This is a genomic window from Phycisphaerae bacterium, from assembly GCA_012729815.1.
GTDB lineage: Bacteria > Planctomycetota > Phycisphaerae > JAAYCJ01 > JAAYCJ01 > JAAYCJ01.
In genome coordinates this window covers 1-3,016 of the sequence record JAAYCJ010000253.1, presented here as the reverse complement: position 1 = coordinate 3,016, position 3,016 = coordinate 1, and the positions used below count along the sequence as shown (strand labels likewise).

The following is a 3,016-nucleotide window of genomic DNA, read 5'->3' as shown; positions in this document are numbered from 1 at the left end:
GACGTCGATGAGTCCGGCGACGGGGGCGGCGAGTTCGAGGGTTTGTCCGGCGGGATCGGTGACGACGCGCGAGGCGGCGCCGGTAGTGGTGAAGTCGGCTGGGTTTATGCGGAGGGTTTCGAGTCCGGCGAGTTCGAGGATGGTTTTTCGGTTTTGGAGGACGAGTTCGGCGGTGGTCGCGGCGCAGCGGAGGTCGGCTGAGGGGAGTTTGGCGATGGATTTTTGTTTTTCGGTTGCGCGGCTTTGGTTGATGTTGGCGCGGATTTCGCGGAGGGTTCGGATGATCTGCTGGAGGAGTTCGACGTGTTGCGTGGCGGTGGTGTCGGCCCAGGCGGGTTGGGGTTTGGGCCAGGATGAGACGGTGAGGGGTTGGTTTGGCGTTTGGAGGGTTTCGACGCCGCGGGTGGGGTAGCGGCGGTTCAATTCGGCCCAGAGTTTTTCGCTGATGTGTGGCATGAAGGGGTGGGCCATTCGGAGGATCTGGTCGAGGCAGAAGGCGGCGAGCTGCTGGGCGGTGCGTCGGGTTTCGCCTTGGGAGTAGAGTCGGGATTTGATCCATTCGAGGTACCAGTCGCAGAATTCGTTCCAGAAGAAGCGGTAGAAGGTCATGGCGGCGTCGTCGTAGAGGTAGCGGTCGAGGTCGGTGGAGAGTTGATCGGCGGCGGCTTTGAGTTTGGCGAGGATCCAGCGGTCTTCGAGGGGCAGGTCGGCGGCGTTGAGGGTTTGCGGCGGTTCGGCGTTTTCGAGGTTCATGAGGACGAGGCGGGCGGCGTTCCAGAGTTTGGTAGCGAGGCTTCGTCCGATTTCGAAACGTTCGGAGGTGTTGATTTTTCGGCCGTCTGGTAGGGTTTCGGTTTTGACGGGCATGCGGATGTCCTGCATGCCGGTGCAGAGGTAGGCGAGCGAATATCGCATGGCGTCGGCGCCGTAGATTTCGATGATGTCGAGGGGGTCGATGCCGTTGCCGAGGGATTTGGACATTTTTCGGCCTTCGCCGTCCTGGATCATGGCGTTGATGCAGACGTCGTGGAAGGGGAGTCGGTTGAGGAAGTAGAGGTTGGTCATGACCATTCGCGAGACCCAGAGGGTGATGATATCGCGAGCGGTGACGAGGACGGAGGTCGGGTTCCAGGTAGCCAGGGCGGCGTCGCCTTCGGGGAATTCGGCTGGGAAGTCGGCGGGGTTTGGCCATCCGAAGGTGGAGAATGGCCAGAGGGCGGAGGAGAACCAGGTGTCGAGGACGTCGGGATCCTGGGTGAAGCCGCGTTGTTCGACGTAGGCGGCGAATTCCTTTTCGAATTCGGGTCGCGGGCAGAAGTAGGTGGCTCCGGAGTCGCTTTGGTGGCGAGCGATTTTACCTTCGGTTCGCCAGCGGTCGAGGGTGGCGGCGACGTCGTCGGCGAGTTTGGCGTCGAGGTCGGCGAGGGTCCAGACGGGGATACGGTGTCCCCACCAGAGTTGACGCGAGATGCACCAGTCTCGGATGTTTTCGTGCCAGGATTGGAAGGTTTTGGCGTAGCGTTCGGGGTAGAAGCGGAGGCGGTTTTGCCAGGGTTGGGCGGCGGTCTGGCGTTTGTGTGCGTGTTCGGGAGAGGGTTCGTATTGGTCGTCGGCCATGGCGGCGAGGGCGGCGTGGGAGAGGCGCGGGTCGGTGACGCGGACGTACCACTGGTCGGAGAGGTAGGGTTCGATGGCGACGTGTGAGCGGTAGGAGTGTCCGACGCTGTGGCGGTAGGGTTTGACGTTTTCGAGGAGTTCGTTTTCGCGGAACCATTCGACGATGGCTTCGCGTGCTTCGTATCGGTCGAGGCCGAGGACGAAGTCGGCGCCGCCGACGTCGGACCAGCCGTGCTGGTCGCTGATGGTTCCGTCGGGGGCCATGACGTTGATGACGGGCAGGTCGTGGCGTCGGCCGATGTCGTAGTCGTTGGGGTCGTGGGCAGGCGTGACCTTGAGGAAGCCGGTGGAGAACTGGGCTTTGACGTCGTCGCTTTTTGGGTCGGGGAGGGTGACGTGGTCGTCGGCGACGATGGGGATTGGGCGGTTGACGATGGGGAGTCGGACGGTTTTGCCGACGAGGGTGGCGGCTCGGGGGTCTCGCGGGTTCATGGCGACGGCGGTGTCGCCGAGCATGGTTTCGGGTCGGGTGGTGGCGACGGTGACGTGGTCGACGAGTCGGCCGTCGATCATGACGGAGTCGATGAGGGGGTATTGGAGGTACCAGAAGTGGCCGTCGATTTCGTGCATTTCGACTTCATCGTCGGCGAGTGCGGTCTGGGTGGCGGGGTCCCAGTTGACGAGTCGTTTTCCGCGGTAGATGAGGTTGTCGTGGAAGAGTTTGAAGAAGGCCTGGCGGACGGCGCGGGCGCAGACGTCGTCCATGGTGAAGCGGGTGCGATCCCAGTCGCAGGAGCATCCCATGGCGCGGAGCTGGCCGAGGATTCGGGTTTCGTATTCGTCTTTCCAGGCTTGGATTCGGGCGACGAACTGGTCGCGTTGGAAGTCGGTACGTCGTTTGCCTTCTTCAGCGAGGACGCGTTTTTCGACGACGGTCTGGGTGGCGATTCCGGCGTGGTCGGTGCCGGGGATCCAGACGGTGTTGTGGCCGAGCATTCGGTGATAGCGGATGAGGATGTCCTGGAGGGTGTTGTTGAGGGCGTGTCCCATGTGGAGGGCGGCTGTGACGTTGGGCGGGGGGATGACGATGGCGTAGGGGGGGCCGCCGGCGTTGGGGTCGGCGTGGAAGAGGTTGGCGTCGTGCCAGAGTTGCTGGACTTCGCGTTCCACGGCTTGCCAGTTGTATTGGGACGAAAGCTCTTCGGTCATGACCTACCTCGTTTTCGTTACAGGGGAAACCGCCGAAAACGGCAATTCTATATCGGGGTGGGGGTTACCTCAAGGGTTTGCCGGGCGGTTGGGGTGTGTGTCGGTGTTTTCGGGTGAGGTGAGGGGTCGGCGGGGGCGGATAAAATCGTTGACTGGCGGTGTCGGGCGAGTAGAATTCGTTTTGAGGCGG

The 3,016-nt window shown here is 62.5% G+C and carries 1 protein-coding gene; it reads right to left on the bottom strand.

Annotation, left to right across the window (positions count from 1 at the left end):
* Positions 1-2,826, bottom strand: a 2,826-nt coding sequence (locus tag GXY33_16880) for a valine--tRNA ligase (GenBank protein NLX06813.1), incomplete at its 3' end; no start/stop codon positions are given.
* Between the last annotated feature and the right edge of the window lie 190 nt (positions 2,827-3,016).